Source organism: Salinicola halimionae (assembly GCF_003206065.1).
GTDB lineage: Bacteria > Pseudomonadota > Gammaproteobacteria > Pseudomonadales > Halomonadaceae > Salinicola > Salinicola halimionae.
The window spans coordinates 751,078-775,931 of the sequence record NZ_PZJQ01000005.1 but is presented as its reverse complement, the minus strand read 5'-3'; the positions used below and the strand labels follow the sequence as shown (position 1 = coordinate 775,931).

The following is a 24,854-nucleotide window of genomic DNA, read 5'->3' as shown; positions in this document are numbered from 1 at the left end:
TCCCACGGGAGGAAGCATGAGCGTACGCGTCGGCGTGATCATGGGCTCTAAGTCGGACTGGTCGACTCTCTGCCATACCGTCGAGACCCTCGAAAAGCTGGGTATCGAGCATGAAACCAAGGTGGTCTCCGCTCACCGCACGCCGGACCTGCTGTTCGAGTACGCCGAGACCGCTGCCGACCGTGGGCTGGAAGTGATCATCGCCGGTGCCGGCGGCGCCGCCCATCTGCCGGGCATGTGCGCCGCCAAGACGCGACTGCCGGTGCTCGGCGTGCCGGTCAAGTCGAGCACGCTTTCCGGCGTCGACTCGCTGCTTTCCATCGTCCAGATGCCGGCCGGCATCCCCACCGCGACGCTGGCGATCGGCCGCGCCGGGGCGATCAACGCCGCGCTGCTCGCCGCCGCCATGCTGGCCAATCACGACGAGCGTATCCGTGACGCGCTGGAAGCCTACCGCGCCGAACAGACGCGCAAGGTGCTCGACAACCCCGATCCTCGACCCGAAGACCAGGAGTGACCATGCGAATCGGAATCGTCGGTGGCGGCCAGCTCGGCCGCATGCTCGCCCAGGCAGGCGCACCGCTGGACCTGCGCTTCACCTTCCTCGATCCGGGCAGCGAGCCATGTGCCGCCGCTCACGGCCAGCACCTGCAGGCCGACTGGCAGGATCCGGAGGCGCTGAACACGCTGACCGCGACCTGCGACGCGATCACCTTCGAATTCGAGAACGTGCCGACCGAAGCGGTCGAACGCCTGGCCCAACAGCGCCCGGCTTATCCGCCGGCGCAGGCGCTCGCCACGGCCCGGGACCGCTGGGTCGAGAAGTCGCTGTTCCGCTCGCTGGATATCGACGTGCCGCCGATCGCCAGAATCGACAGCCAGACGGATATCGATACCGCGGTGAGCGAAATCGGCCTGCCGGTGGTGATCAAGACGCGCACCATGGGCTATGACGGCAAGGGCCAGAAAGTGCTGCGCGAGCCCGAGGACGTCGCTGGCACGTTCGAGGAACTGGGCAGCGTGCCGCTGATTCTCGAAGGCTTCATCGACTTCGACCACGAAATCTCGGTGATTGCCGTGCGCAGCCGTGACGGAGAAATCCGCCATTGGCCGGTGGTGCGCAACGAGCATCGCCAGGGCATTCTGCACTGCTCGGTGCCGCAGGTGTCTCACCCGCTGCAGGCGCAGGCGGAAGATTACGCCAGCCGGGTGATGAACGAGCTCGACTACGTCGGGGTGATGGCGTTCGAATTCTTCGTCACCGCCGCCGGCCTGCTCGCCAACGAGATCGCTCCACGGGTTCATAACTCCGGCCACTGGAGCATCGAGGGCGCGGTGACCAGCCAGTTCGAGAATCACGTGCGGGCGATCGCCGGGCTGCCGCTGGGCGAGACCGAGCGTCTGGCACCGTGCGCGATGCTCAACGTGATTGGTGCCTTCCCGGAACGCGATGCCGTGCTCGCGCTGCCCGGAACGCGCTGGCACGACTACGGCAAGGCGCCCCGCCCCGGCCGCAAGATCGGCCATATCACCGTGCTGGCCGCCGATGACGAAACGCTGAAGGCGCGCATTGATGCGGTCGAACTGCTGCTCAAGAACGATCTGGGCTAAGTTAGGGACTTCAATACGATCACGAATTCGAGGCGTCAAGACTGCGAGACTTCAAGAATTCAAAATGTAGCCGCGGATAATTGAAAGCCCCGATATCGGGGCTTTTCATTGACGGCAAGAGCGGTTGCGCAGTCGCCGACCGCTAGATGGAATCTAGAGGATTACTCTTTTTCTGTCGTGAACATGTGCTTCTGCAGATAGTTCTGGATGCCGACCTTGTCGATCAGGCCCAGCTCCGCTTCGAGCTTGTCGATGTGCTCTTCTTCGTCGTCGAGGATCTTGATGAACAGATCGCGGCTGACGTAGTCACGGACGGACTCACAGTAGGGAATCGCTTCCTGCAGGTCGGCGCGGGCCTTGTGCTCGATCTTGAGATCGCTCTGCAGCATCTCCTGGCAGTTCTCGCCGATGTTGAGCTTGCCCAGGTCCTGCAGGTTGGGAATGCCTTCCAGGAACAGGATGCGTTCGATCAGCCTGTCGGCGTGCTGCATCTCTTCGATGGACTCTTCGTACTCCCACTTGGCCAGCACGCTGAAGCCCCAGTCCTTGTACATCTTGCTGTGCAGGAAATACTGGTTGATCGCGACCAGCTCGTTGCCGAGCACGGTGTTGAGATAGGAAATGACCTTGGCGTCGCCTTTCATTGTCGTGTTCTCCTCATTGCATCGAGTAACCAGTATCTGGCGATGGGGAGGCACGCTTAGGCCACGCACTCCCGTGTGAATCACGCTACCACAATTGGCGGCGTCGATCCGGTAGCGGCAGTATCGCCCAGAAGGAAAAGAAATTACAACTATTACAGTGGGTTACGACAAGATCGCATCTGCAAGCGGTTGGCAGATGGAAACGCGGCTGATAACGACTCGCGCTAGCGAACAACGTCCGCGAGACATGGGCTACAACATGTAGGCCACGGGTGAATCGCTGCAGAATCAAGGAGAAGCCGCTGACGTCGAGAGAAATTCGGGAGAGCGAAACGGACTCAAACCGCGTAGGCGAGATCCATATCCATCGCCATTTCCTGACTGATCGCCTCGCGCATGACGCTCTTGCCCGTGCAGGCACACTTGCCGCACTGACCGGCACAGCCGGTCGTCTCGCGGATCTCGCGCCAGCTTCTGGCGCCGTCCGAAACGGCATTTTCGATATCGCGGTCGGTGACCCCTACACAGAGACAGACGTACACGGGCAGGCCTCATTGTTAACGAGATAGCAAATGTAAATGATTCGCATAGGCAATTTCAACCCGTAATCATAATCATCTCGCCAATACTAAGCGCTCGTGTCTTAAAGAAACCTGAAGATGGCCTGCCGTCGATCGGCGATCGTGAGTGACCCATGGCGTCCAACTCGTGCTCCCCAGATACGAAGACGCCGCGCCCTTTCGGGTCGCGGCGTCCTGTGATCCATCCTGCTAACGATGTCTGTGGGAATCTTTTTTACGATCTAGCGAGCTAGAGCCAAACGAGGCGACAACACTTGAAGAAAGGACCGGGCTCGCGCACGAGTTTACATGGGGTTAAATGAGCATTCCGAAAGTGTTTTCAACAATGTTTGGCCGACGCGCAGCAGATCGTAGACAGATTCTCAGCCGGTACGGCGCAGCAGCCAGAAACCCAACAGGTAACAGGCTGCGGTCGGCACCACCACCGCCAGCGAGGGCGAGAAGCCGAACAGTACCGATGCCGGTGCCAGCAGGTCCTGCAGATACTTGAAGGTCAACCCGACGATCACGCCATAGAAGATTCGCGTGCCCGCGGCGACGCTGCGCAAGGGGCCGAACACGAAAGACGCGGCGAGCAGTACGAGCCCGGCCAGGGTTACCGGCAGCAGACTCTTCTGCCAGAAGTAGAGCAGCGGCTGGGTCGCCTCCTGTCCCTGGGCCTGCAGATAGTCGGCGTAGCGCCATAGACTGGTCATGGGCTGGCTATCCAGCGGCCGCAGCAGTCGATTGAGCTGCGCCGGCGTCAATGCCGTCTCCCAGGTCTCGGTCGCCAGCGTTTCGGCACGTGTACCGCCATCCTCGAAATGGGTGACCTCGACATCTTCCAGCGTCCAGCTGTCGCCGTCCCATACCGCTCGCGCCGCCTGAGTCGCATCGATCAACTTCTGACCGTCGAAGTGATACCAGGTGACATTGATCAGCGTGTCGTCGGCACGAATCGTACCAAAGCGATAGAAGTCGTCGCCCTCACGCTGCCAGCCACCACGATGCGACAGCACCGCCTCCGAGCCCTCGGATTGCTCCAGACGCCAGGCCTCGGCTTTCTGCTCGGTGGCCGGCCCGACGAACTCTCCGATCGCCATGGTGATCAGAATCACCAGCACCAGCGGTTTGAGTACGCCCAACAGAATCCGGCTCAACGAGCGCCCGGCGGCACGCATCACCGTCAGCTCGTTGCTGGACGCCATCGATCCCAGCCCTACCAGCGCGCCGATCAGTACCGCCACCGGGGCATATTCATAGAATCGCCATGGCAGCCGCATGATCAGATAGATCAGCACGTCTAGAGCGGTGTAATTGCCGGAGACATCGCCCAGATCATTGATGTAGGAGATCACCAGATCCAGCCCCAGCACCATGACCTGGACGACGAGCATTGCCCCCAGAACGCTGCGGGCAATGTAACGGTCAAGACGATCGATCAGCATTAGCGGCCCCCCTGCTTCTGGTCGCGGCGCAGCAGAAACAGGCCAAGCACCAGATAGACCCCATGGATGGGCCACATGCCGATACTTGCCGGCAGACTACCCCGCCCGATCGCATCCTGCGCCGCCAGCAACAAACTGAGATAGCTGACATGCAGGAAGATCGCCGGCAGCAACTTGGCGAAACGGCCCTGGCGTGGATTCACCCGTGACAGGGGCAACGCCAGGAGCGTCAGAATGGGGATCATCAACGGCATCGAAATGCGCCACTGCAGTTGCGCCATGGACCCGTCGTCACCATCGGCAATCAGCGCGGCTGTGGTCATCAACTCGCTGTCCTGGTCGAGTTCGGTCGTTTCATCGGTGGCCAGACGCACGCCGTAACTGCCGAACTCCAGCTGATCCGCCATCGGGGTGCCGGGGTCGACGCTGTATCGCTCGCCGTTTTCGAGGACCAGATAACGGCTGCCGGTATCGGGATCGGTGGTTTGATAGCCGCTTTCGGCTCGCGTCACCACCTGCTGCTGCGAGCCATCGCCGCTGCCCTGGAGTTCGCTGATGAACACACCCTGCAGGCGGGAGTTGTCATCGCTGAGCGACTGCGTATAGGCGGTGCGGTTATCGCCGAAATCCTGAAAGCGTCCGGGCGAGAGCAGCGAAAAATCGAGCTGGCTCTTCTGCTCGTCGATCAAGCGCTCGTTGTGCGCGGCTCCCGTTGGCGTCAGCCATAGGCTGCAAAGCCCGACCAGCACCGCGATGAGCGCTGCCGGCAGCAAGGTGACCCTCAGCAGCCGGTTGGGGCTGACACCGCAGGCGACCAGCACGGTAATCTCGCTATTGAGATAGAGCTGGCCGTAGGCAAGCAGGATGGCGAGAAAGAACGACAGCGGCAGCACCAGCTCCAGAAAGCTGGGCATATGAAACAGCATCAGGGTGCCCAGCGCGCTGAGCGGCAACTCGCCCTGGGCCGCATCGGTGAAATAGCGGATGAAACGACTGCCCATGATCACCAGCAGCAGCACGCCGGCTACCGCCGACATCGTCAGCAGAATTTCGCGTGTCAAATAGCGGAATACGATCAATCTAAACTCCTGGCAACATCCACATCTGATTTGGCTTCCTGCCGCGGTCCGCTTCGCCGGCCATCCCCTCGGCGAACCAGAACGCTTCGTCGCTGGGGCCGAAGATACCCGCTGTCGAAGCGCCTTGTGCAACGCGCTTCGGCTTTGCGTAAACTGAGCGCATCGTCGGGCCTTCGTCGGCGGCAACGTGTCGGGCTCGTCGACATGACTTTCGAAGTCGATCCGACAATCAATGTCGGGGCCGTCCTCGAGAATCCAGTACAGGCGCCGTCGTCATTGCCGCGCGACTCTATTCGGCGCCATTATCCTGAATCACCACTCGCTTGTCTCGTTACCGACAGGCATGTGACGTGAAGCCAGCTCAATCGTTCATTGGAGGCGACATGGAATTTTCCGTACTGACCGTCAATCCGGCCAAGGTCGAGACAGCCTGCCTGGTGGTACCGCTGTTTCAGGATGGCGACCTGCTGTCCGCCGCTGCCAAACTGGATGACGCCAGCGAACGCTTGATCGCGCAGCTCGTCGAACGCGGCGATTTCTCTCCGGAGCTTGCCAACGTACAGCTGATTCCGTTTGCGCCGGGCCTCGCCGCTGAGCGACTGTTGCTGGTAGGGCTGGGCAAACGTGAAACGTTCAACGAAGGCGCGCTGCGCAAGTCGCTCGACGCCGCCTTCACCGCGCTGGCCAAGCTGCCGGTCGATAGCGCTGCCGTGGCCTTCGATGACGCCGAAGTCGAAGATCGCGATATCGCCTGGAACGCGCAGATGACGCTGGAGTCAGCGACGCGCGCGGTCTATCGCTTCACCCAGTGCAAGTCGACTCCGCCAGAAGCGCCCCAGCTCAACAAGATCGAACTGCTGGTGGGCGATGCAAATCAGGCGGATAACGCCAAGGCTGGTGCCCGCATCGGCGCCGCGCTGGGTGACGGCGTCAATCTGGCCCGCACCCTGGGCAATCTGCCCGGCAATATCTGCACCCCGACCTATCTCGCCAATCAGGCAGAGACGCTGGCCGCGGAATCCGCCGGATCGCTGGACGTCGAGATTCTCGACGAAGCGGCGCTTGAAACGCTTGGCGCTCACTCGCTGCTGGCGGTGGGCCGTGGCAGCGCCGAACCTTCCAAGCTGATCGTGATGAAGTATCAAGGCGCCGACGACGCCGAAGAATCGCCCCACGTGCTGGTCGGCAAAGGCATCACCTTCGATACCGGCGGGATCTCGCTCAAGGCGGGTGCCGGCATGGACGAGATGAAGTTCGACATGTGCGGCGCTGCCAGCGTCTTCGGCACCATGAAGAGTCTCATCGCCCTGAAGCCGAAGCTCAATGTGGTGGCGATCGTCGCCAGCGCCGAGAACATGCCGGATGGCCGCGCGATCAAACCTGGCGATATCGTCACCACACTCAAGGGGCTGACGGTCGAAATTCTCAATACCGATGCCGAAGGTCGTCTGGTGCTGTGCGACGCCCTGACCTACGCCGAGCGTTTCGATCCGGCCAGCGTCGTCGATATCGCCACCCTGACCGGCGCCTGCATGATCGCGCTGGGCGATCACGCCAGCGGGCTGTTCTCCAACGATGACGATCTCGCCCTCGACCTGCTCGAAGCCGGCGAAGCGTCCTGGGATCGCGCCTGGCACATGCCGCTGTGGGACGACTATCAGCAGCAGCTGGAGTCCAACTTCGCCGATCTCGCCAATATCGGCGGACGCCCGGCGGGCGCCATCACCGCAGCCTGCTTCCTTTCACGCTTCGCCGACAAGTACCCGTGGGCGCATCTCGATATCGCTGGCACCGGCTGGGACAGCGGCAAGCAGAAAGGTGCCAGCGGTCGCCCGGTAGGTCTGCTGACGCGTTATCTGCTGGATCGCGAAAGCGAGCTGGTGGTCACGCCGGAGGCTTGATCGCAGTGCAAAGCGGCCGTGAAGAGCGGCCGTGAAGAGCGGCGGCCGCCCTCTTCGCAGCCAACGCTTTGCATGCTAATTTAAAACATCTGCCGCCCGCCCCTATAACGGGTGGCTCCCAACCGAAGTCACCGACCGTCTGGCGCTCCCCGAGTCGCCAGGCATCATGGACTGTCAGGAGAAGTCGCAGTGTCCACTTCAGGTTTCGAAGCCCGCCTTTCATCCACCCCGCTCGATGCCACTCTGCGCAACGAGATTCTTGCCAACCCGGGCTTCGGCCGCTACTTCACCGATCATATGGTACACGTGCGCTGGACCAAGACCGGTGGCTGGCAGCGCGGCGAGATTCGCCCCTACGGGCCGCTGCTGATCGACCCGGCATCGCCGGTCCTGCATTACGGTCAGGAAATCTTCGAAGGCATCAAGGCCTACCGTCACGCCGACGGTTCGGTCTGGACCTTCCGTCCGGAGAAGAACGCAGCCCGCTTCCGGGCGTCCGCGCGTCGTCTAGCCTTGCCGGAACTCGATGACGAGACTTTTCTGGGCTCGCTCAAGACACTGGTAGAGCAAGACGCCGACTGGGTGCCGACGCCGCAGAACGAAGCCGAAGAGTGCAGCCTCTACCTGCGTCCGTTCATGATCGGCAACGGCAAGTCCCTGGGCGTCAAACCGGCGGCCGAGGTCGACTACTATCTGATCGCCTCGCCGGCCGCGGCCTATTTCAAGGGCGGCGGCAAGCCGGTTTCGATCTGGCTCTCCCAGCATTACAACCGCGCCGCACCTGGCGGTACCGGTTTCGCCAAGTGCGGTGGCAACTATGCTGCATCGCTGCTGGCGCAGGCCGAAGCCGAAAGCCATGGCTGCGATCAGGTCGCGTTTCTCGACGCGGCGGAGAACAAGTGGATCGAAGAGCTGGGCGGCATGAACCTGTTCTTCGTCTACCGTGACGGGCGCCTGGTAACGCCGGCGCTGACCGGTACCATTCTGGAAGGTGTCACCCGCGATTCCATTCTGGAACTGGCCCGTGATGCCGGCCTCACGCCGGAAGAGCGGCCGATCAGCATCGACGAATGGCGAGATGGCGTGGCCAGCGGCGAGATCGTCGAAGTCTTCGCCTGCGGCACCGCGGCCGTCATCACCCAGATCGGCCAGCTGGTTACCGAAAACGATCGCATCGTGACGCCGGCGATCGAAGGCGAAGCGGTCAGCGCCAAGCTGCGCAAGCGTCTGCTCGACATCCAGTACGGCCGTAGCGAAGACACCCGTGGCTGGTTGATGCGACTGGCGTGATTTGGTCCTACCCTGAAGACCGGGCAGGACAATTGAGTACCGGATCCCATGCCGATCCAGACGCGACCGCCCACCGGCGGTCGCGTCGTCTCGAGGCTTTCGAAAAATCTCGAGACGACCCACTCACGAAAGGATGATGCAATGAAACCCGTGATGATCATTACCGGTGCCGGACGCGGAATCGGCGCTGCCACGGCCATCATGGCCGCCCAGAAAGGCTACGCGGTGGCGGTCAACTATCGCAGTGACAAGGCCTCCGCCGACAAGGTGGTCGCCGAGATCGAAGCCGACGGCGGCCGCGCGATTGCGATTCAGGCCGACGTCATCGACGAAGCGGCGATCGTCGCCATGTTCGAGACCGTCGACCGCGAGCTGGGAAGCGTCGATGTGCTGGTCAACAACGCCGGCATCGTCGACCAGATCAGCCGCGTCGACGAGATGAGCTTCGAGCGCATCGACCGCATGATGAAGATCAACGTCGTCGGCCCGTTCATCTGCGCACGTGAAGCGGTCAAGCGCATGTCGACGAAGCATGGCGGCAAGGGTGGCGCCATCGTCAATATCGGCTCGGCGGCCTCTCACCTGGGTGGGCCCGGGGAGTATGTCGACTACGCCGCCTCCAAGGGTGCCATCGATACCATGACCGAGGGGCTTGCGAAGGAAGTGGCCGGTGAGGGAATTCGCGTCAATACCATTCGCCCCGGCGTCATCCGCACGACCATCCACGCCAGTGGCGGCAATCCGGACAAGCCGGATGTGGCCGGCTCGGTGATTCCCATGGGCCGCATCGGCGAGCCCGAAGAGATCGCCAACGGCATTCTGTGGCTGGCCGAGGCGGGGTTCACGACGGGGGCTTTGGTCGATATCGACGGCGGCGTTTAGGAGAGGTCGGGCCTGCGCGAGCGATTGGCGTTGTTGCACGGCGCGCGCGGGCCTCGCCTAACCCCCTGTTATGTCTCGTTCCTTACGCGCCGTGCGCCTAGCCACTCATCTCGCTCGGCGCCGACTCAATGACGAGATGCTGAATCCAGCTTCGCGATGCTCATTGAAGCCCCCTCAACTGCGCCGTTCAGCTGGATTCGCCTTGCCTGAGGCTAGCTCGCGCAACCGCTCGGGCTCACTTGTCACTCATCTCGCTCGGCGACGACTCAGTGCTTGTCGTCATGGTCTACCCGCCGCTCTCGCATTGAGTCGTCAGTCACAGAATCAGGTACCCTGCACACTTCCGCCCGCCGCCCGTCATCAACGGAATGTCATGACCAAAGTCGATTTCTACATCCTGCCCGATACCACGCTGGAAGCCCGGCTCAATTTCGCCTGCCGTCTGGCGGAGACGATCTATCGCAAGGGCTATCAGCTGCATATCCATACCCAGGATGAATCGATGGCGCGCGAGCTGGACGAGCTGCTGTGGACGTTCCGAGAGGATAGCTACATCCCCCATCGGGTGGCGGGTGACGCCATGGATCCGGCGCCGCCGGTGACGATCGGCTGGGAAGCCGTGCCCGAACCCGGCGTGCAGGCGATGCTCAACCTGAACGACGAGATCCCAGAGTGGTTCTCCCGGCTGGAACGGGTGGCCGAGATCATCAACCAGCATCAGGACGTGCTGCGCACCAAGCGCGCCTGCTGGAAGACCTATAAGGATCGGGGTTATCGCGTCGAGGCACATAAGCTCTAGGGAAACACTGCATAAATGTCTGCGCGAACTCGGCGTCCCCGGCAAATCGCTTCGTTGTGCGGTGCCGGGGCGCCGGTCCGATCGGAATCCTCACCTATACCCCATAGGCTCCGGTTCCTGTGCTCCGTACGCCTTGCGCTTTACTCTGCTCGTCGATTTATTCAGCGTTTCCTAGCAAAAGTGGCTGCGCTCGCCAACTTTTCGCAACGGTGCCGCCATGACGCCGCCTGCCGCCAAAGGGTATAATCTCCGCCATTTTTCGCTACGCAGCATGTCGCCGTGCCGCGTGTCGTCGTCACCGATTCGAGCCCGATAGCCGCTATGGACAAGACCTACCAACCCGATCAGATCGAAACCCGCTGGTACGAACGCTGGGAAGCCGACAACCGTTTCGCCCCGAGCGGTGAAGGCGAGCCGTTCTCGATCATGATCCCGCCGCCCAACGTGACCGGCAGCCTGCACATGGGCCACGCCTTCCAGGACACGATCATGGATACGCTGGTGCGCTGGAAGCGCATGCGCGGCAACAACACGCTATGGCAGGTCGGCACCGATCATGCCGGCATCGCCACCCAGATGCTGGTGGAGCGCAAGCTAGCGGCGGAGACCGGCCAGACCCGTCACGACCTGGGTCGCGACGCGTTCACCGACAAGATCTGGGAGTGGAAGGAAGAGTCCGGCGGGCACATTACCCGCCAGCTGCGGCGCATGGGTGCCAGCGTCGATTGGAGCCGCGAGCGCTTCACCATGGACGACGGCTTCTACAAGGCGGTACAGGAAGTCTTCGTGCGCCTGCATGACGAGGGCCTGATCTATCGAGGCAAGCGCCTGGTCAACTGGGACCCGACCCTGCACACGGCGATCTCCGATCTCGAGGTCGAAAACCGCGAGCAACAGGGCCAGTTCTGGCACTTCCGCTACCCGCTGGCCGATGGCGCCAGGACCGCGGATGGCAAGGACTACCTGGTCGTCGCCACCACGCGTCCGGAAACGCTGCTCGGCGATACCGGCGTGGCGGTCAATCCGGAAGATCCGCGTTACGCCTCGCTGATCGGCAAGTTCATCGAGCTGCCGCTGGTCGGCCGTCGGATTCCAATCATCGCCGACGACCATGCCGACATGGAAAAAGGCTCGGGCTGCGTCAAGATCACCCCGGCCCACGACTTCAACGACTACGAAGTCGGCAAGCGCCACGACCACGCCCTGATCAACGTGTTCTCGCAGGATGCCGCCATCCTCGAGCGTGCCGAGGTGTTCGACCTGCAGGGCCGCCCGCTGCCCGATGTCGACGCCACCCTGCCGGCGGCCTACGCCGGGCTGGATCGCTACGTTGCGCGTGAGCGAATCGTCGCCGACATGGACGCTGCCGGTCTGCTCGAGCAGATCGAGACGGTCACCAACACCCTGCCCTATGGCGACCGCTCCGGCGACGTGATCGAGCCGCTGCTGACCGATCAATGGTTCGTCGCGGTCGAAAAGCTGGCCAAGCCGGCGATCGAGGCCGTCGAAAACGGCGACATCGAGTTCGTGCCCAAGAACTACGAGAACATGTACTTCGCCTGGATGCGAGATCTGCAGGACTGGTGCATCTCCCGTCAGCTGTGGTGGGGCCATCGCATTCCGGCCTGGTACGACGCCGAGGGCAGCGTCTATGTCGCCCGCACCGAACAGGAAGCCCGCGACAAGCACGGGATCGCGGCCGACGTGACGCTGACCCAGGACGACGACGTGCTCGACACCTGGTTCAGCTCCGGCCTGTGGACGTTCGGCACGCTGGGCTGGCCGGAAAAGACCCCGGAGCTCGAGACCTTTCACTCGACCAGCGTGCTGGTTACGGGTTTCGACATCATCTTCTTCTGGGTCGCGCGGATGATCATGCTCACCGGTCACTTCACCGGCGAGGTGCCGTTCAAGACCGTCTACGTCCACGGCCTGGTGCGCGATGCCCAGGGTCAGAAGATGTCCAAGTCCAAGGGCAACGTGCTCGATCCCATCGACCTGATCGACGGTATCGACCTGGAAACCCTCGTCGCCAAACGCACCGGCAACATGATGCAGCCGCAGAAGGCCCGCGCGATCGAGAAAGCGACCCGTAGCGAGTTCCCTGACGGCATCGAGTCCCACGGTACCGACGCGCTGCGCTACACCTTCCTGTCGCTGGCGACCACCGGACGCGACGTCAAGTTCGACATGGGCCGCCTCGACGGCTACCGCAACTTCTGCAACAAGCTGTGGAACGCCTCGCGCTACGTGCTGATGAATGCCGAAGACCAGGATGTTGGCCGCGCCGGCGAGAGCGTCGAGCTATCATTGGCCGACCGCTGGATCATCTCTCGCCTGCAGCAGACCGAAGCCCAGGTCACCAAGGCGCTGGAAGAGTATCGTTTCGATCACGCCTCTCAGGCGCTCTACGACTTCGTCTGGAACGAGTACTGCGACTGGTATCTGGAGCTTTCCAAGCCGGTACTGTGGGACGAGAACGCCTCCGTCGAGGCCAAGCGCGGCACTCGTCGCACGCTGGTCCGTGTGCTCGAGGTGATTCTCCGCCTGGCCCATCCGATGATGCCGTTCATCAGTGAAGAAATCTGGCAGCGCGTCGCCCCGCTGGCCGGCACCCGGTCGAAGGATGACGACAGCCTGATGACGCAGCCGTGGCCGGAAGCGGATGCCTCACGTATCGACGAGCAGTCGATTCGTGATATCGAATGGCTCAAGGGCGTGATCGTCGCGGTGCGTAACATCCGCGCCGAAATGAACATCGCCCCCGGCAAGCCGCTGGACGCCCTACTGACCAAGGGCGCCACCGGCGACCGCGAGCGTCTCGAGGCCAACCGCCTGTTCCTCTCCAAACTGGCCAAGCTCGAGAGCGTGACCTGGCTCGACGATCCCGAGCAGGCACCGCTGTCGGCGACGCAACTGGTCGGCGACATGGAAGTGCTGGTGCCGATGGCCGATCTGATCGACAAGGACGCCGAACTCCAACGCCTCGCCAAGGAGATAGACAAGCAGGACAAGCTGATCACCGGCATCGAGAAGAAGCTCGGCAACGAAAGCTTCACCGCCAAGGCGCCGGAAGCGGTGGTCGAGAAAGAACGCAGCAAGCTCAAGGAGTATCTGGCAGCGCGTCAGGTCCTCGTCGAACAGCGCGCCAAGATCACCGCCTTGTAAGCAACTCGCTCAATACGACGACTGACCGTTCTGGGGTGCCAATGGCGCCCCAGAGCGGTTGATTGCTAAACGAACTGGAGAAACGTAGGCGGCCGACTCGCTTTACAAAGGAGGCGAAGGATTTCGATTAAAATGCGGAAGGCATTATGAGAGCGACCCAACACATCGACTCTACACTTTATTGGTCATTGCTTGCAGGGCGCTTAAATCCACGCGTTCCAGTGCCACGTTCGCATCGTCGCAAATCCGGTTCATGATTCCGTCGCGTCTCGCTCGATCTTTGCGCTTATGACTTGCATCATCCAATTCAATAACCCTCACCACTTCCATCGACCCTTTATCGCAAATCACGAAATCAAAGTGCCATTGTGACATCTGTCGAAACAGGGCCATCCATTCGCGGCTTCGCTCCTTGTAGAGAGTCGTATTCGGTTGGATCACGTCGGCCACGCGGACTTGGCAGAACACGTGATGAGTGTCGCTGTATTTGGATAGCAGTACGGTGAAAAGAACTTGTTCGGTTTCGGTGATCAGCCGAGCCTTCTTGATATAGGCGTCGCCCTTGCCGATCAATCCTTGGGCTGTCACTTTCTTTCTTTGTGGAAGTGATATTCTTTTGAATACACTGACTACGATCATTAGAAGAGCCAACGGGCCGATGATCTTCAAAGCCACACTGTTCTCGAGAACCATTTGCCAAATATTAATGCCTTGCACTCTACACTCCCCCGCCCCGATACCATCGTTATAGATTTTATGGTTAATCGGTAGATTCTTGGGATTCTTGAGCGTTTAGCACGCTCACGTACACCGAGGCTGCTATCGCCATGCCTAGTGGCATACCTCCAGAAGTTCCTGATAATTTGGCGCGACCCAAATGCATGGAGAGAATATGGATAACCGAGTCGAACTGCGCCTCAGTCTGGATGACGGCAGCGTCAACATTCCGTACAGCGCAGAGGAAAGTGAAAACGGAGAGGCGTACCCGTATCAACGACTCGTGGACCATCCGGAGCAGATCGACGCGATACCGGAAGTCCGCGAGTTCCCCCGCATCCGTGACGCTCTCGTTCGAATCAATCAGCCTGGCAACCCTTTCGAAACTGCCAGGATGATGACCTGGCGCGATGACGAAGCCGGTTATTCAAGCGTGTGCGCGTTGGGATTTTTCTTCCAGGACAGAAGCCATTTCGCCGACCAGAGCCACTGCTACCGAGTCGCCGGCAACCTGCTCAGCGCGATGCTGGGCGATGAATTCATGAGCCAGCAGGCTTTCGCGCCCATGCTCGAGATCCAGCAGGCGCACCTGACCACCGAGCAATGCTCGGGCTGGATCATGGATCTCTATCTCGCAGGAACCAGCGAGGATAGCCAGGCTTCAGCAGACGACGATCTGCAGCGTAGAGTTTCATGGCTTGCTGACTTTTTGAACCAGCAAGCCTAGCCCGGCTTGTCTCGTTCGGGCCTAGATTGGAGTGCCGAGTGCACTTGCGGCTACTGCACCGCCTACGACGCGTCAGGCTCGCCCTACCGAGGTAGATGAAACGCTGCCAGCTCGACTCCCTCTGCGTTTGATGAGGTCTCAGCGTCGCCGCGCATCCTGGGCTTTCGCGTACCCCGCCCTGTTCGATGCCAGCGTGAAAAGCCGTGCGCTGATCGGCAAGGCCTTCAAATTGGTGATGCCGCTGATCAGCCAATCCGCCTCCGAAGGAGCCAGGCCCACGCTTCACGCCTCGCTCGGAGACGATGTGCGCCCCGGTTACTACTTCGGCCCCGACGGATTCAGCGAGACCCGCGGCGCACCCAAACGCGGCTTCCGCAGCAAGGCAGCCAGGGATCAGGCCGTGGAAGATCGGCTAAGGGCAGTGTCGTGTGAATTGACCGGGGCGGCGTAGGCGGAATCGACCAGCGGTAGCATCGAAAGCGAGCCCGTCGAAAAAACGTCCCCAGAAGCGTAGGCAGACAATGCGCAGAATCGCCTGCTTGACCGATACTCGCAAGAAGCGACGACGCCTGCCGGTCCACGCTGTCGTCTCAGGTAGAATAGGCCGTCATTACTGTCCAGACAGGACACAGAGGACAAATTCCAGTGGCCAAGGTCATTGCCATTCTGGCGCTGCCTGGCGTGCAGCTGCTCGACGTTGCAGGCCCTCTCGATGTGTTTTCACAGGCCAACCTGGAGTCGGGGGCGACGCCTTACCAGTGCAGAATCATCGGCACCACGCCCGGCCCTATTCGCAGTTCCTCGGGTGCCCGCTTATATGCCGATGCCTCGGTCAGGGACGCTACTGAGCGATTCGATACAGTGCTGGTTGCAGGCGCCCCTCAAGCCGCCTCGGCCGAGCTCAACCCGGCAACCATGGACTGGATGCGCAGCGCCGCGGGCAGCGCTCGACGCTATGGTTCCGTCTGCACGGGTGCCTTCATCCTGGCTCACAGCGGGTTGCTGCAGGGGCGTCGCGTCACGACTCACTGGGCCTGCGCCGAGGCGCTTGCCGAGGCGTATCCCGACCTCAAGGTCGAGGAGGACGCCATCTACATTCGCGACGGCAAGGTACGGACATCAGCGGGCGTCACGGCAGGCCTTGATCTCGCGCTGGCCCTTGTCGAAGAAGATCTCGGTCGAGACATCGCCCGGCGCGTGGCCTCTCAACTGGTCATGTATTTCAAGCGTCCGGGAGGGCAGCTTCAATTCAGTCGGCATGGAGAATCCAGCCTTGAGGGAAGGACGGTTCTGCAGGAAACACAGCGGTGGGTTATGGCCAATCTGGCTCTGCCCCATTCGGTGAAGACACTGGCCGCTCACGCGGGAAAAAGCCCCCGCCATTTCGCTCGGCTGTTCTCCGCCGAAGTCGGTGTAACGCCGGCCGCGTGGTTGGAGCGTGCGCGCATCGGAGCAGCACGCCTGCTTCTAGAGGAAGATGGTCAGGCGCCAAAGCAGGTCGCCGCCAGAGTCGGATTCACCAGTGTCGATACCCTCCGCCGAGCCTTCGTGAAGCACGTCGGCATAACACCTGCGGAGTACCGGAAGCGTTTTCATATCTGAAAAACCCGACATTCCCCAAAGACGCGGCGTATGGAAACGATCCGGTCGATGCGCCGGATGCCTGCGTGGCAGGATCAAACCGGCGCCCCATCGCCGACGGCACGCCTGTTCAACCCGACGTGCCCATAGAAGCAAGACCTACGATCAATTCGGCCAGCTTGAGCAGCGAATGATGTGACAGAAGTTGGTGGGTGCGAAGGCCTTTTCCTTGTCTGAGATGACATCGGCCTTGACGTTGCCGAAGGTGGTATCCGGCTTGTGCTTGATGCCGTCGTAGAACGTTTGAATGATCGCTTCCTTGAACCGATCCCCCCGTGGATGGGCACGTATGATCGCATCGCGGTCTTCCGAACTGAAATGATCGTAACCGATCCCCAGTACATCCATTTCGACGCCCGTCGTCACCAGGGCGATGATCGGATGCATGTGCTGGGGAATACCCGGTGTCGTGTGCAGTGCGATTGCCGTCCAGACGATGTTGATATCGGCCTCGGCGATGCCGTGCCCGCGCAGGAACTGGCGAGCAGCGTTGGCGCCATCGACTTCGAAACGTTCATCGGCGCTGCTGTGGGCGTGCGTCAAACCCATGTCGTGGAACATGGCGCCGGCATACAGCAGTTCGGGATCGAAACGCAGATCCCGTTGCTTACCGCCAAGCGCGGCAAAATGGTAAACCCGGCTCGAGTGGTGAAACAGCAATGGCGACTCGGTATCGCGCACAAGTTCGGTAATCTCGCGTGCAAGTCGACTATCCGGAACGGCGATATCAGTAAAAGTCGTCATGGGTCGATCCTCTGGCAGGTGGGTGTCTGAATTCTTGTCTGCCACGGCCCTGTCTTCAATCGACGTGATGCGACGAATACTGCCATCTTACGTGTTCCAGAGACATGGATGACCAGAGAAGGGTTTTGATCGCGATAGCCTGTCGCGGACATCATCATCGCGACAGTGGAATAAGTCTCACGGTCATTCGTCTTACCTGCAGCCGACAGTGACAGGGTTTCTCCCTCTGTCGACAGCGACCGACACCGTAGGTCGTAGCTATTTCCATGACAGGAGTCGATGATGAAAACCAAGATAATGACCCGCCTGGCCCAGATCGCTGCCGCCGTGGCCCTCGCCGGCATCATGCCGGTACTGGCGCAGGCCAACGATAGTATCGCCCAGCAGGAAGCCATGCAGAGACTGCACCAACCGCTGAATCTGCAGCCGGCCATGATGACGGCCAACCAGTTCGGCGTCTGGCGCTTGGATATCGGCGCGGGTCACAGTGAAGCCAGTGCCAATGTACTTCGCGCCGAACAGAACCGCACCGGCATGACCACCATGAAAGCGCTGGGCAGGGACCAGCAGAGCTTGATAGCGGAGGGACAGAGTGCTGCGCAAATGGCCGTCGTCAAACGGCTCTACAGCAACAATCCCGCCTGAAATTCGACTGTTTTAAAACGGTCGAAAACTCCCGAAGCCGAGGCTGATAACCTCGGCTTTTATCCGTTTATCCCGCGCTCGATCATTGGCGATATTGTTTTCCGATGATCCCGGAACCGAGGAAAAATCGATCACTTACTGCCATGAGCTTGATACAGGAACGTCAAAGCGATCAGGATCGACATGCCGCCGATCCGATCGTTTTTTTCATGGGTAACCCGTTCACCTTTTCACGAAAAGGGTATGCGGTTCACGGGTGCTTTTGACCTTTCGTCATGCTTGCCAGTACACCATCCCGACGAATCAAGCCGTGGTACAAGGCTGCCGCCAGATGAATGAGAATGACGGCGAAAAGACTCAGCGCCAGCCACGTATGGGCAAACCGCAACGCGCTATACAGCGTGGCAGAAGGCGACACCAGATCCGGTAGCGTGACGCCGGAAAAGAGGGTCACCGGATAACCGCCGGCCGAGAGCATGGTCCAGCCGATGAGTGGTATCGCCAGCATCAGTGCGTACAGCATCCAATGGGACAGATGGGCCGCGGCGCGCTGCCACGGCGGTAAATCCGACGGTAACGCTGGCGTGCCGTACCGCCAGCGCACGAAAAGACGCACGATGACCAGTGCGAGAATCGCGATCCCCAGTGGCTTGTGGAGCTGGAGGAGCCAGACGTGACGCTCGGAAACCGTGGCCACCATGCCGATACCGATGAACAGCATCGACATGACCATAATGGCCATCGACCAGTGCAACAGGCGCGCAGGAACGGAAAAGGTACCGGTGGTCGGTGAGTTCATGATCGTGGCTCCTGGGTGGAGGGTGTGGCCGATTCGGCCTCCTCGCGGGTACGTCGGTTGTAGGATTCCGAATAGGCCGCAGAGCGCGCGCTCAGTAGCGGATCATCGGAGCCGGCGATGCCATCGGGTAGCACCAACGGATCGTAATTGATGTCGCGACAGGGGCCATCGGCCTGAGCCTGGGCACTCTCAATGGTGACGACGCCGGCATCGATCTGGCGACGATCCTCGGGCCAGACCAGGGTGGCATCGTTGGTCGGATCACCCGGATTCGCCACGGCCACGATCAGATGCCAACGCTGCGGCCCTTGATTCAGGCGTTCACGCAGGTCCTTGGACAGGAAATCGGGATCCCGCTTCTGCGCCTCGGTCATCGAGGTGAAGGGCGCTTCCGGTACCAGTCCCCAGCGAACGAACTGGGTAGTCCCGTCGGCATCGATGAAGCGGAAGGCATCGAGGCTGTTGTACTCGACGTTGACGAAGCTCGAGGAGCGCTGGGCTGTTTTCGCCCATGCCAGGAATGGCTTGGTTTCCGGATGGTCGGCAAAAAAGGCCGCCATTTTCGCGGCATCCGGCTTGCCGCTCTGCGAATCCGGCTGGGACGCTTTCAACAGTTCCCAGAATGCCTGCGGCGTCGATACCGGAAATACCGGCATCGCGTTCATAGCGGTTCGCCACTGCTCGTCGTTCGGCAGTTGGAACTGCAGCGCGAAACTGCGTATCGGCGGCATGCCATCATTGGCATGCGGGTCTCCCCCGGGGATCGCGAGGCGGCCGATGACCGGGCTAACGCGTCCCGTCTCGAAAACGCTGGCGCGGGACAGGCTGACCGCATTGCCATTGCTCTCGAAGCGGCCCACCACGCAGTACCCTTTGGCGTGATTGCGGCGATAGCCTTCGTGAACACCGGCGTTGTCTTCCAGCGTGTTGATCATCCGATCTGGGGTCAGCCGGCCCGGGTCCAGCCAGCCGCCAACGTAGGCAAAAGCCGTCGCCAGGATGGCGATAACGAGTCCGATGACCGTGAACCGAAATATCGTGTTCAGCGGTGGAGGGGTTTTCAGGATCATGTTCGCTCCGGGGAACGTTGTCCGAATGGAGCGAGTAGGACGCCGCTGTCGACGATTTATTCCCGATCGATCATTTCCTGCCTATCGAACTCCGTCGTCGACAATTTGGCGGTTCCTTTGGAAGCCGAAGGGAATAGAATTCCAGCCGGTTCGTCCTACAGCGACTTCCTTCGATACGCTGGAACATCCATGAATCCACCCGATGACGATCAACTGCGTGAAGTACTGCCCCGTTTGCGGCGCTTTGCCGTGTCGCTGACCCAGAATCCCAGCGATGCCGATGACCTGGTGCAGTCGACGCTGGAAAAGGCCATCAGCCACTGGCAGCGCCGCCACCCCGATGGCGACCTGCGCGCCTGGCTGTTCTCGATCCTGTACCGTCAGTTCATCGACGGTCGCCGTCGCGCCGGGCGCTACGCAAGGCTCATGCAGCTGTTCACTGGCGAGCCCCAGACCAGCGCCTCGGCGGAAGATATCGTCGTGGCCAACGCCACCTGGGAGGCGTTCGACCGACTTTCTCCGGAACATCGGGCGCTGCTGATGCTCGTCTCGGTGGAGGGGCTGAGTTACCGCGAAGTCAGCGAAACCCTGGACATTCCGATCGGCACGGTAATGTCACGACTGTCCCGGGCACGCCGATCGCTGCGCGACCTGGACGAGGGAACATCGCGGGAGAAACCGTCGACACCGTCACTCTGGAGACTCAAATGAATCCACGTCACCCCACCGAGCAGGACCTGCACGCCTATCTCGATGATCAGCTGGATGCCGAGCGCCGGCAGTGGATTGAATCCTGGCTCCAGGCCAATCCCGACCAGTCGGCGGAGCTCGAAAAGTGGCGCGTGGATGCAAGACGCTTGCGCGCGCGTTACGCCAACCCCGAACAGTGGCCAGACAACCCGGCGCTTGATCCCGCCGCGATTCGCCGTCGCCAGCGAGCCAATAGTCAACGCTGGCTGGCGACGGCGGCGATGCTGGTCATGGCCGTGGGTATCGGCATGACCGGCGGTTGGAAAGTGCACGACATGATGACCCCGCCCTCGATCTCGGCGCAGCCGATGGCAGACGCCGTTCAGGCCTATCGCCTGTTCACCGATAACGTCTCGCTCAACCGGAACACGGCTATCGACGGGAACGGTATTGTCGACGCCAGCGATACCGCGGTCACCGAACCGGACGCCAACAGTCGCGAGAGAATCGTCAAATTGTTTCAGGCCCATTTCAGCGACGGGATCATGCCGCCCGATCTTAGCGCCGCCGGCCTGGAGATGACGGGTGCGCGGCTGCTGGCCACCGATCAAGGGCCGGCCGCGATGGTGGTCTACCGTGACCAGACCGGGCGTCAGATGATGATGTACATACGCCCGCCGGGTGCCGGCAATCACATGCTGGAGCCGGGCAAGCGAATCGACGGCAAGCTCATGGCGCAGTACTGGTCGAAAGGCAATTACAACTATGCCGTCGTCAGCCAGCCGGACGATCCCAACGCCGCCATGCTCGAAGAGATGCTGCGGGAGAGTTGAGTCTTGCCATTTTCGTGACGCCCGCCACCGCAAGCGCTTTCCCGCCACTGCATCAGCGGAATCCAACTAGGCTATCGTCTCGCTCAGTTGCTCGACGGCCTGCCTAATCTGCAAGATCAGCGCCTCGTCCTGCGTGGCGTTGATCAACAGGGCCGCACCCACCCAAGCAGCAACCAGCGCCAAACGGTCCCGTGACGGTGGATTGCCGGTGAAGTCGGTGATCATCGCGCTGAGTCCCTCATCATAGGCTTGACGAAAAGCGCTCTCCTGCGGACAGCGCGCGGCGTCCAACGAGAGCATCGCCATAGGGCAGCTCCGATGCGCCGCCTTGGGTTCGAGATAAAACGCGGTCAGACGCCTCGGCTGATCGCCATCGTTCGCGCCCGCAGCAGCGCTCAATGCTTCGCTCGCGCTCTCGAAAGCGTGACGACAGGCCTCGGCCGCCAGTCGTTCCTTGCTACCGAATTGCTTCGACAAAGCGCCCTGGGTCAGACCCACCGACGCCATCAGCTCTCGCACGCCGATACCGTTCAGTCCTTTTTCGCGGATCAGGGCGGAAGCCGCCACCACAGCGGCTTCGCGATTGAGGGCAGCACGTTCCTTGGAAACTCGACTCATCTTTCAACTCTTTTTAGATGACACTCGTAATCTATCAGGCTAGATTGGTGGTGTCATTCGAGAAGTACGCCCAATAGTCTTCACGGGAGAAAGCCATGAAACTCAAAGATGCCGTCGTCCTCGTGACTGGCGCCAATCGCGGCCTGGGAAAGGCCTTTGCCGAATGCGCGCTGACGTTAGGCGCGAAAAAGGTCTATGGCGCAGCGCGCAACCCTGATGCAGTAACCATCCCGGGCGTGATACCGGTTCAAATGGACGTGACTTTACCTGACGAGGTGCAGACCGCGGCCAAGCGCTGCAATGACGTCACCCTACTGGTCAACAACGCCGGCATTGCTGACTCGCGTCCGCTTCTCGATGCTGAGGCGGAAATCGCCATGCAAGCAGAGTTGGCGGTGAATTTATTCGGCCCATTGCGTGTCACACAGGCCTTTGCACCCGTGCTGAAGGCCAATGGTGGTGGCGGAATTATCAACGTGCTCTCGGTCGCCAGTTGGATCAATACGCCATTTCTTAGCACCTACGGTATCAGCAAGGCCGCTGCCTGGTCGCTGACAAATGGCCTACGACACGCGCTCACCGAGCAGCACACCCAGGTATTGGCGCTACATGTCGGCTTTATCGACACCGATCTCACCCGCGATTTGGATGTGCCCAAGACCGCCCCTGGCGAGGTCGTGGCTACGACCTATGCAGCGCTAGAGGCGAATGCGAGAGAGGTGCTCGCCGACGAGATTTCCCGCAGCGTGCATCAGTCGCTCTCCGACTCTCCCGAGATATACCAATTGCCTCTGGAGCGTTGACGGAAACAAATGCCAGGTTGCGCAGCTGGTCGCGTCGGTGCCATTGAGCACGTCGGCGTGGTAGGAGAGCAGCTGCAGCGGCCGTGCTTGAGTTCGCCGGCGCTGCCTCCTGAAAGTAGCGCTAACGCTAGAATGAAAGCCGCGAGCCGGTGAGCTTCTGCAGCCCGGTGATAAGCGATAAGACGGACCTGCATCGCACCGGCGTCAGGCTTCGGTGTCGCTCCCAGAAGAAACGACACCGCAGGTAAGCCGGTTTTGCCATCAGCCATCGGTCGAACGCGTGAGCGTTTCCCATGCCTGGATCTCGTCGCTCATCGCTGACAGTTTTTCACGCACCAGTCCAAGCGCGTCGCTGCCCAGTAGCAGATGTGCCGGCGGCATTTCGCTGTCGATCACTGCCAGCATCGCGCGGGCAGCCTTTGCCGGATCGCCGAGTTGCTGGCCGCTCTTCTCCTCGCGGGCACGCCGGATCGGATCGAACAGCGCGTCATAGTCGGGAATCGAGCGCGGCGTACGGGACATCGAACGGCCGGCCCAGTCGGTGCGAAACGAGCCGGGGGCCACGGCGGTGACGTGGATATTGAACGGCTTCACTTCCTTGCCGAGCACCTCGGAAATCCCTTCCAGCGCAAACTTGCTGCCGCAGTAATAGGCAATCCCAGGCATGGTGATGAAGCCGCCCATCGAGGTGATGTTGAGGATATGTCCGCTTCGGCGAACACGCATGTAGGGCAACACTGCCTTCGTCACGGCAACCGCCCCGAATACGTTCACATCGAACTGGCGACGCATCTCGGCCAGCGTGGACTCTTCCATGATCCCTTCATGGCCGTAGCCGGCATTGTTGACGAGAACGTCGATCGGCCCGACGCTCGCCTCGATGTCGGCCACGACACCGTCGATGGCATCGAAGTCGGTCACGTCAAGCACTCGGCCCACCGTGTTCGCTGGGTCGAGCTGCTCGAACGCTTGCCTGGCGTGTTCGTTGCGGACCGTGCCGACGACGCGATGACCGTTAGCCAGCGCTTCCTGAGCCAGCGCCCGGCCAAAGCCGCTGCTGACGCCGGTGATGAGAATGAGTTTGTTGGACGACGATTTGCTGGACGACATGGCAATAGCTCCAATGAATCAGTGAGAGCTGCACATTACGCCTTTTATTTCCTTCCTTTCAGGCTTATTGTTCTCGTTTTATTGCCTATTCTTATCATCTCACGCGATACGGCATGAACAAGACCATTGTCACTTCACCGACGGCTGAACCGCACCATATGGTGGCATTGCTTCGGGCGCTGGCGCCGGACGAGGGCTATAACCTGACCGCGCTGCCTGACGTGCGCATCCTGCGCTCAGATCGCCCCTTATCGCGTACTCCGGTTCTGTACGATCCAGGCATCGTACTCGTATGTCAGGGGCGAAAACGGGGGTTTTTCGGTAATCAGGTGTATCTGTACGACGAGCAGCACTACCTGGCAGTCTCGGTGCCGGTGCCCTTCACGATGGAAACCGAGGCGACACCGGAGCGCCCGCTGCTAGCCATCTACATGCACCTGGACTTTCAGCTCGCCGCCGAACTGATGATTGAGATCGAGCGCGATGCTGTAACAGCACGGCCAAGTGCACCGCAGAGCTTGATGTCCAGCCCCATGGACCCGGCGTTACGGGCATCTCTGGTGCGCTTTCTCGAAGCGATGAACCAGCCGCTCGAGGCGACGATTCTCGGCCCGGCGCTGGTTAGGGAGCTCTATTTTCGCGTGCTCACCGGAGCACAGGGCGATGCGATGCGAGCGGCGCTGGCCATGCGCGGGCAGTTCGGAAAGATCGGCAAGGCGCTACGCTGTATTCACGCGACTTACGCCCAGCCGCTCGATCTGGCGCAACTCGCCGGTGAAGCCGGCATGAGCGTTCCCACGTTCCACAACCACTTCAAGACCATTACCCACACCTCGCCGATGCAGTACGTGAAATCCACGCGGCTGCATCAGGCGCGCTTGCTGATGGTGCGTCAGGGAATGACCGCCGAGACCGCCTGCCATGCCGTGGGTTATGCGAGCCCTTCGCAGTTCAATCGGGAATTCAAACGGCTTTTCGGGTTGACGCCGGCCGCTGAAACAAAGCGCATGCGGGAGAACTTTGCGATACCGCCGGCCTTCGCCAAATCGGATTACGTCTCGTCGCATTGAGATCG

25 protein-coding genes are annotated in these 24,854 nt (G+C 60.9%); 15 read left to right on the top strand and 10 right to left on the bottom strand.

The window, feature by feature from the left end; translation table 11 throughout:
- Nucleotides 1-16 precede the first annotated feature (16 nt).
- Nucleotides 17-517, top strand: a complete 501-nt coding sequence (gene purE / locus DOM27_RS16415; RefSeq protein ID WP_110657600.1) for a 5-(carboxyamino)imidazole ribonucleotide mutase — start codon at nucleotides 17-19, stop codon at nucleotides 515-517.
- A 2-nt stretch (nucleotides 518-519) separates the two neighbouring features.
- Nucleotides 520-1,611, top strand: coding sequence for a 5-(carboxyamino)imidazole ribonucleotide synthase (locus tag DOM27_RS16410; RefSeq protein WP_110657598.1), 1,092 nt, complete (start codon nucleotides 520-522; stop codon nucleotides 1,609-1,611).
- A gap of 161 nt (nucleotides 1,612-1,772) precedes the next feature.
- On the opposite strand, the gene bfr is transcribed toward DOM27_RS16410, so the two are convergent.
- From bfr to lptF, 4 genes are all read right to left on the bottom strand, one after another.
- Nucleotides 1,773-2,255: a bacterioferritin gene (bfr, locus tag DOM27_RS16405; RefSeq protein WP_075562680.1), complete on the bottom strand. Its 483-nt coding sequence runs from the start codon at nucleotides 2,253-2,255 to the stop codon at nucleotides 1,773-1,775.
- A gap of 338 nt (nucleotides 2,256-2,593) precedes the next feature.
- Nucleotides 2,594-2,797, bottom strand: a complete 204-nt coding sequence (locus tag DOM27_RS16400; RefSeq protein WP_110657596.1) for a (2Fe-2S)-binding protein — start codon at nucleotides 2,795-2,797, stop codon at nucleotides 2,594-2,596.
- Between the two features lie 401 nt (nucleotides 2,798-3,198).
- Nucleotides 3,199-4,263: an LPS export ABC transporter permease LptG gene (gene lptG, locus DOM27_RS16395; protein WP_110657594.1), complete on the bottom strand. Its 1,065-nt coding sequence runs from the start codon at nucleotides 4,261-4,263 to the stop codon at nucleotides 3,199-3,201.
- Entirely contained in the window at nucleotides 4,263-5,342 is a 1,080-nt protein-coding gene (gene lptF, locus DOM27_RS16390) for an LPS export ABC transporter permease LptF (RefSeq protein ID WP_110657592.1), read from the bottom strand. The genes lptG and lptF overlap by 1 nt, the downstream gene beginning before the upstream one ends.
- Before the next feature lie 383 nt (nucleotides 5,343-5,725).
- Between lptF and DOM27_RS16385 the strand changes: the two genes are divergently transcribed.
- The 5 genes from DOM27_RS16385 to DOM27_RS16365 all read left to right on the top strand — a co-directional run bounded on the left by DOM27_RS16385 (nucleotide 5,726) and on the right by DOM27_RS16365 (nucleotide 13,382).
- Nucleotides 5,726-7,243: a leucyl aminopeptidase gene (locus DOM27_RS16385; protein WP_110657590.1), complete on the top strand. Its 1,518-nt coding sequence runs from the start codon at nucleotides 5,726-5,728 to the stop codon at nucleotides 7,241-7,243.
- A 189-nt stretch (nucleotides 7,244-7,432) separates the two neighbouring features.
- On the top strand, nucleotides 7,433-8,533 hold the full coding sequence (locus DOM27_RS16380) for a branched-chain amino acid aminotransferase (protein ID WP_110657588.1): 1,101 nt from the start codon (nucleotides 7,433-7,435) through the stop codon (nucleotides 8,531-8,533).
- 141 nt (nucleotides 8,534-8,674) lie between these two features.
- Complete coding sequence (locus tag DOM27_RS16375; RefSeq protein WP_110657586.1) at nucleotides 8,675-9,415, top strand: SDR family oxidoreductase; 741 nt, start codon at nucleotides 8,675-8,677, stop codon at nucleotides 9,413-9,415.
- Nucleotides 9,416-9,788: 373 nt separating this feature from the next.
- A complete protein-coding gene (locus DOM27_RS16370; protein WP_110657584.1) occupies nucleotides 9,789-10,214 on the top strand; it encodes a DNA polymerase III subunit chi in 426 nt (141 codons plus the stop codon).
- A gap of 321 nt (nucleotides 10,215-10,535) precedes the next feature.
- Complete coding sequence (locus tag DOM27_RS16365) at nucleotides 10,536-13,382, top strand: valine--tRNA ligase (protein WP_110657582.1); 2,847 nt, start codon at nucleotides 10,536-10,538, stop codon at nucleotides 13,380-13,382.
- 171 nt (nucleotides 13,383-13,553) lie between these two features.
- Here DOM27_RS16365 and DOM27_RS16360 read toward each other — a convergent pair whose 3' ends face one another.
- Entirely contained in the window at nucleotides 13,554-14,099 is a 546-nt protein-coding gene (locus tag DOM27_RS16360) for a DUF2726 domain-containing protein (protein WP_157956779.1), read from the bottom strand.
- Between the two features lie 175 nt (nucleotides 14,100-14,274).
- Between DOM27_RS16360 and DOM27_RS16355 the strand changes: the two genes are divergently transcribed.
- The 3 genes from DOM27_RS16355 (at nucleotide 14,275) to DOM27_RS16345 (ending at nucleotide 16,428) form a co-directional block, all read left to right on the top strand.
- Entirely contained in the window at nucleotides 14,275-14,826 is a 552-nt protein-coding gene (locus DOM27_RS16355; RefSeq protein WP_110657577.1) for a hypothetical protein, read from the top strand.
- Between the two features lie 193 nt (nucleotides 14,827-15,019).
- Entirely contained in the window at nucleotides 15,020-15,277 is a 258-nt protein-coding gene (locus DOM27_RS16350; protein ID WP_157956778.1) for an SDR family NAD(P)-dependent oxidoreductase, read from the top strand.
- Nucleotides 15,278-15,471: 194 nt separating this feature from the next.
- A complete protein-coding gene (locus tag DOM27_RS16345; protein ID WP_110657573.1) occupies nucleotides 15,472-16,428 on the top strand; it encodes a GlxA family transcriptional regulator in 957 nt (318 codons plus the stop codon).
- Nucleotides 16,429-16,572: 144 nt separating this feature from the next.
- On the opposite strand, the gene DOM27_RS16340 is transcribed toward DOM27_RS16345, so the two are convergent.
- Nucleotides 16,573-17,211, bottom strand: a complete 639-nt coding sequence (locus DOM27_RS16340) for an HD domain-containing protein (RefSeq protein WP_110657571.1) — start codon at nucleotides 17,209-17,211, stop codon at nucleotides 16,573-16,575.
- 282 nt (nucleotides 17,212-17,493) lie between these two features.
- Here DOM27_RS16340 and DOM27_RS16335 point away from each other — a divergent pair, with 282 nt between their 5' ends.
- A complete protein-coding gene (locus DOM27_RS16335) occupies nucleotides 17,494-17,856 on the top strand; it encodes a hypothetical protein (protein ID WP_110657569.1) in 363 nt (120 codons plus the stop codon).
- A gap of 250 nt (nucleotides 17,857-18,106) precedes the next feature.
- Here the strand turns inward: DOM27_RS16335 and DOM27_RS16330 are convergent, their stop codons facing one another.
- Both DOM27_RS16330 and DOM27_RS16325 read right to left on the bottom strand, forming a co-directional pair.
- Nucleotides 18,107-18,655: a cytochrome b gene (locus DOM27_RS16330; protein ID WP_110657567.1), complete on the bottom strand. Its 549-nt coding sequence runs from the start codon at nucleotides 18,653-18,655 to the stop codon at nucleotides 18,107-18,109.
- Complete coding sequence (locus DOM27_RS16325; protein ID WP_110657565.1) at nucleotides 18,652-19,725, bottom strand: catalase family peroxidase; 1,074 nt, start codon at nucleotides 19,723-19,725, stop codon at nucleotides 18,652-18,654. The genes DOM27_RS16330 and DOM27_RS16325 overlap by 4 nt, the downstream gene beginning before the upstream one ends.
- A 189-nt stretch (nucleotides 19,726-19,914) precedes the next feature.
- Between DOM27_RS16325 and DOM27_RS16320 the strand changes: the two genes are divergently transcribed.
- A complete protein-coding gene (locus DOM27_RS16320) occupies nucleotides 19,915-20,436 on the top strand; it encodes an RNA polymerase sigma factor (protein WP_110657563.1) in 522 nt (173 codons plus the stop codon).
- Nucleotides 20,433-21,248, top strand: a complete 816-nt coding sequence (locus DOM27_RS16315) for an anti-sigma factor family protein (RefSeq protein ID WP_110657561.1) — start codon at nucleotides 20,433-20,435, stop codon at nucleotides 21,246-21,248. The genes DOM27_RS16320 and DOM27_RS16315 overlap by 4 nt, the downstream gene beginning before the upstream one ends.
- Nucleotides 21,249-21,314: 66 nt before the next feature.
- Here the strand turns inward: DOM27_RS16315 and DOM27_RS16310 are convergent, their stop codons facing one another.
- Nucleotides 21,315-21,866, bottom strand: coding sequence for a TetR/AcrR family transcriptional regulator (locus tag DOM27_RS16310; RefSeq protein WP_110657559.1), 552 nt, complete (start codon nucleotides 21,864-21,866; stop codon nucleotides 21,315-21,317).
- 95 nt (nucleotides 21,867-21,961) lie between these two features.
- On the opposite strand from DOM27_RS16310, the gene DOM27_RS16305 reads away from it, so the two are divergent.
- Nucleotides 21,962-22,669, top strand: coding sequence for an SDR family oxidoreductase (locus tag DOM27_RS16305; RefSeq protein ID WP_110657557.1), 708 nt, complete (start codon nucleotides 21,962-21,964; stop codon nucleotides 22,667-22,669).
- A gap of 261 nt (nucleotides 22,670-22,930) precedes the next feature.
- Here DOM27_RS16305 and DOM27_RS16300 read toward each other — a convergent pair whose 3' ends face one another.
- On the bottom strand, nucleotides 22,931-23,779 hold the full coding sequence (locus tag DOM27_RS16300) for an oxidoreductase (protein ID WP_110657555.1): 849 nt from the start codon (nucleotides 23,777-23,779) through the stop codon (nucleotides 22,931-22,933).
- Nucleotides 23,780-23,892: 113 nt separating this feature from the next.
- Between DOM27_RS16300 and DOM27_RS16295 the strand changes: the two genes are divergently transcribed.
- Nucleotides 23,893-24,849, top strand: coding sequence for an AraC family transcriptional regulator (locus DOM27_RS16295; protein ID WP_245392767.1), 957 nt, complete (start codon nucleotides 23,893-23,895; stop codon nucleotides 24,847-24,849).
- Nucleotides 24,850-24,854: the final 5 nt, after the last annotated feature.